This is a genomic window from Mesorhizobium sp. M7A.F.Ca.CA.001.10.2.1, assembly GCF_003998575.1.
Lineage (GTDB): Bacteria > Pseudomonadota > Alphaproteobacteria > Rhizobiales > Rhizobiaceae > Mesorhizobium.
The window spans coordinates 1-4,253 of the sequence record NZ_RZQY01000534.1; the positions used below are offsets into that span (position 1 = coordinate 1).

Consider the following 4,253-nt stretch of genomic DNA (forward strand, 5'->3'; position numbering starts at 1 on the left):
ACTCTGTATTCCGGAGCATGATCTGGTCCGAAAAGTCCGCAACTTTTCGGGATCATCCTCTGGACGAGGCCCCTGCCCCGCCCATGCGTCAAATATCAGCGGTAGGGCGAGTCCAGCGAGATGTTGCGCGCCAGTTCGCGCTCCCACCGGTCGCCATTCGCCAACAGCTTGTCCTTGTCGTAGTAGAGTTCCTCGCGCGTCTCCGTCGCGAATTCGAAATTCGGCCCCTCGACGATGGCGTCGACCGGGCAGGCTTCCTGGCAGAAGCCGCAATAGATGCACTTCACCATGTCGATGTCGTAGCGAACCGTGCGGCGCGTGCCGTCATTGCGGCGCGGGCCGGCCTCGATGGTGATGGCCTGCGCCGGGCAGATCGCCTCGCACAATTTGCAGGCGATGCAGCGTTCCTCGCCATTGGGATAGCGGCGCAGCGCATGCTCGCCGCGGAAGCGCGGACTGGTCGGCCCCTTCTCGTGCGGATAATTGATCGTCTCCTTCGGCGCGAAGAACTGGCGCATCGACAGGAAGAAGGCGCTGACGAAATCCTGCAGCAGCAGCGATTTGGCGGCTTGGGAAAGAGCGGACATCACGCAAACCCCGTGATCTTGAGGAAGGCCGCGGTGGCGACCACCATGAACAACGAGATCGGCAGGAACACTTTCCAGCCAAGCCGCATCAACTGGTCGTAGCGGTAGCGCGGCACGAAGGCCTTCACCATGGAGATGCCGAAGAACACGAAGCAGACTTTCAGCACGAACCAGATGACGCCCGGCACCCAGGTGAACGGCGCGAAGTCGAACGGAGGCAGCCAGCCGCCGAGGAACAGGATGGTGGCCAGCGCGCACATCAGCACGATGGCGACATACTCGCCGAGGAAGAACAGCAGGAACGGCGTCGACGAATATTCGACCATGTGGCCGGCGACCAGTTCCGATTCGGCTTCCACCAGATCGAAAGGCGGCCGGTTCGTCTCGGCCAGCGCCGAGATGAAGAAGATGATGAACATCGGGAACAGCGCCAGCCAGTTCCAGTCGAGGAAGGTGTTGGGCAGGCCAAGCCGCGTACCAATTCCATCATGCTGCGACAGCACGATATCGGTGAGGTTGAGCGAGCCGGCGGTGAGCAGAACGGTGACGATGACGAAGCCGATCGAGACCTCGTAGGACACCATCTGAGCGGCCGAACGCAGCGCGCCGAGGAACGGATATTTCGAGTTGGAGGCCCAGCCGCCCATGATCACGCCATAGACCTCAAGCGAGGAGATGGCGAAGACATAGAGGATGCCGACATTGACGTTGGCGATCGCCCAGCCCTGATTGACCGGAATGACCGCCCAGGCCGAGATCGCCAGCACGGCCGAGACCAGCGGCGCCAGCAGGAACACGCCCTTGTTGGCGCCGGACGGGATGACCGGCTCCTTGAAGACGAATTTCAGCAGATCGGCGAAAGCTTGCAGCGTGCCCCAGGGGCCGACGACGTTCGGGCCACGGCGCAGTTGCACCGCCGCCCAGATCTTGCGGTCGGCGTAGAGGATGTAGGCAACGAAAATCAGCAGGATAACGATCAGCACGACCGATTTCAGCAGAATGATCAGCGCCGGCAGCACGTAGAAGGAGAAGAAAGTGTCCATGCTTATTCCGCCGCCTGCTTGAAGCCGCTCTTGGCCAGTGCCGAGCATTCCGCCATCACGGCCGATGCCCGCGCGATCGGGTTGGTCAGGTAGAAATCCGTCACCGGCGAGGTGAAGGTGCCCTTGTTCAGCCGCCCGCCGAGCTTCGCCACCCCGGTGATGTCCTCGGCATTGCCCGCCGCGACCTGGTCGATACGGGCCAGATGCGGGTATTCGCCATAGAGCTTGGCGCGCAGCTGCGGCAGCGAATCGAACGGCAGTTTCTTGCCCAGCACATCCGACAGCGCCCGCAGGATCGCCCAGTCCTCGCGCGCCTCGCCCGGCGCGAAGCCGGCGCGGTTGGTCTGCTGCACGCGGCCTTCGGTGTTGACGTAGGTGGCCGACTTTTCCGTGTAGGCGGCCGCCGGCAGGATGACATTGGCGCGGTGCGCGCCCTGGTCGCCATGCGTGCCGATATAGACGACGAAAGCGCCGCCGGTCTTGGCCATGTCGATCTCGTCGGCGCCGAGCAGGAACAGGAGCTCCATTTCGCCCAGCATGCCGGCAACGTTTCTGCCGCCCTCGCCCGGCACGAAACCGAGATCGAGACCGCCGACGCGGCCGGCCGCGTTGTGCAGCACGGCAAAGCCGTTCCAGTCAGCGCGGGCAGCGTTTACGGCGGCGGCGAGCTTGGCCGCCTGTCCGAGCACGGCCGCGCCGTCGGCACGCGCCAGCGCGCCCTGGCCAACGATGATCAGAGGGCGTGTCGCCTTCTTCAGCGTCTGGAAGAACTTGCCGTTGCCGTCGGCCAAATCCTTCAGCGAATCCGGTCCGGCGCCCAGCTGTTCGTAGTCGTAGCGGGTATCGCCAACATCGCCGATGACGCCGACCGGCAGATTGCCGATCCGCCAGCGCTTGCGGATACGGGCGTTGAGCACCGAGGCTTCATAGCGCGGATTGGCGCCGATGATCAGCACCGCATCGGCCTGCTCGATTCCTTCGATGGTCGGGTTGAAGATGTAGCTCGCCCGGCCGAGCGCCGGGTCGAGTGCGGCGCCGTCCTGGCGGCAATCGGTATTCTTCGAGCCGAGCGAAGCCATCAGCAGCTTGAGCGCATAGGTTTCCTCGACGGCGGCGAGATCGCCCGCGATAGCGCCGATCTTTTCGGGCGCCGTCTTCGATACCGCGTCCTTGATCGCGGCGAAGGCCTCGGCCCAGCTGGCGGCAACCAACCTGCCGTCCTTGCGCACATAGGGGCGGTCGAGACGCTGCGTGCGCAGGCCGTCCCAGATAAATCGGGTCTTGTCGGAGATCCACTCCTCGTTCACCGCCTCGTTGACGCGCGGCAGGATGCGCATCACTTCGCGGCCCCGGCTATCGACACGGATCGCCGAGCCGACCGCATCCATCACATCGATGGATTCGGTCTTGGTCAGCTCCCACGGCCGCGCCTGGAAGGCGAATGGCTTCGAGGTCAGCGCGCCGACCGGGCAAAGGTCGATGACATTGCCCTGCAGCTCCGACGTCATCGCCTGTTCGAGATAGGTGGTGATCTCGGCATCCTCGCCGCGGCCGATCAGGCCCAGTTCGGAAATGCCGGCGACTTCGGTGGTGAAGCGGACGCAGCGCGTGCAGTGGATGCAGCGGTTCATCACCGTCTTCACCAGCGGCCCGATGTATTTGTCTTCGACCGCGCGCTTGTTCTCGTGATAGCGCGAGGAATCGACGCCGAAGGCCATCGCCTGGTCCTGCAGGTCGCATTCGCCGCCCTGGTCGCAGATCGGGCAATCCAGCGGATGGTTGATCAGCAGGAACTCCATCACGCCTTCCCTGGCCTTCTTGACCATCGGCGTGTTGGTGAAGATTTCCGGCGCCTCGCCATTCGGCCCGGGACGCAGGTCGCGCACGTTCATGGCGCAGGAGGCCTGCGGCTTGGGCGGCCCGCCCTTCACCTCGATCAGGCACATGCGGCAATTGCCGGCGATCGAGAGCCGCTCATGGAAGCAGAAGCGCGGCACTTCCGCGCCAGCGTCTTCCGCCGCCTGCAGCAGCGTGTAGTGGTCGGGTACAGTGATCTCTTTCCCGTCGACCTTGAGCTTTGCCATTCGCCTCAAACCCCTGCGGAGTTCCCGCAATCTCTTTGTCCGGACGCGGTCGAGACCACGTCAGGCATTTCATTCACTTGACGGCGAGCGCCGCCGCTTGGGCTGTCCAATCGTCGCGGCCGATACGGCCGCCGAGCGACAGATAATCCTCGACCCAGGCAACCTCTTGCGGCGTCCATGCCGCGATCTGGGCATAGGTCCAGATACCGAGGCCGTTGAGAACCTTTTCCAGCTTCGGCCCGATGCCCGAGATGGCCTTGAGATCCGCCGGTTTGGCCGGTTTCTCCATGGCGTTGGGCTGCCTGAAATCCTCGGGCATCAGCGCATCGCCGGCGCCGCTTGTCGCCGGAGCGGCGTTGGCGGCCGGCACGGCAGTGGCGGCTTCCTTGGCGGCAATATCGGTGACCTCCCGGGCGAAGGACTGCGCCTCGGCGATCATGCTTTTCGCCGTCGCCCGCGCCTTCGTGGAGGAAGAGTTCGGATCGTCGAACTGCGCGACGCGCGCCTCGAAATCATCGCCGATCGGCTGCAGCAGCCGC

At 64.1% G+C, this 4,253-nt stretch carries 4 protein-coding genes; all 4 read right to left on the reverse strand.

What is annotated here, in order from left to right; genetic code table 11:
- Nucleotides 1-95 precede the first annotated feature (95 nt).
- Nucleotides 96-587 (reverse strand): NADH-quinone oxidoreductase subunit NuoI, encoded by a 492-nt coding sequence (gene nuoI / locus EN964_RS26635; RefSeq protein ID WP_023812382.1) that lies wholly within the window; start codon nucleotides 585-587, stop codon nucleotides 96-98.
- Nucleotides 587-1,630, reverse strand: a complete 1,044-nt coding sequence (gene nuoH, locus EN964_RS26640) for an NADH-quinone oxidoreductase subunit NuoH (protein WP_027034808.1) — start codon at nucleotides 1,628-1,630, stop codon at nucleotides 587-589. The genes nuoI and nuoH overlap by 1 nt, the downstream gene beginning before the upstream one ends.
- Nucleotides 1,631-1,632: 2 nt before the next feature.
- Nucleotides 1,633-3,714: an NADH-quinone oxidoreductase subunit NuoG gene (nuoG, locus tag EN964_RS26645; protein ID WP_127272580.1), complete on the reverse strand. Its 2,082-nt coding sequence runs from the start codon at nucleotides 3,712-3,714 to the stop codon at nucleotides 1,633-1,635.
- A 73-nt stretch (nucleotides 3,715-3,787) separates the two neighbouring features.
- On the reverse strand, nucleotides 3,788-4,253 hold a 466-nt coding region (locus tag EN964_RS26650; protein ID WP_127276937.1), incomplete at its 5' end, for an NADH-ubiquinone dehydrogenase.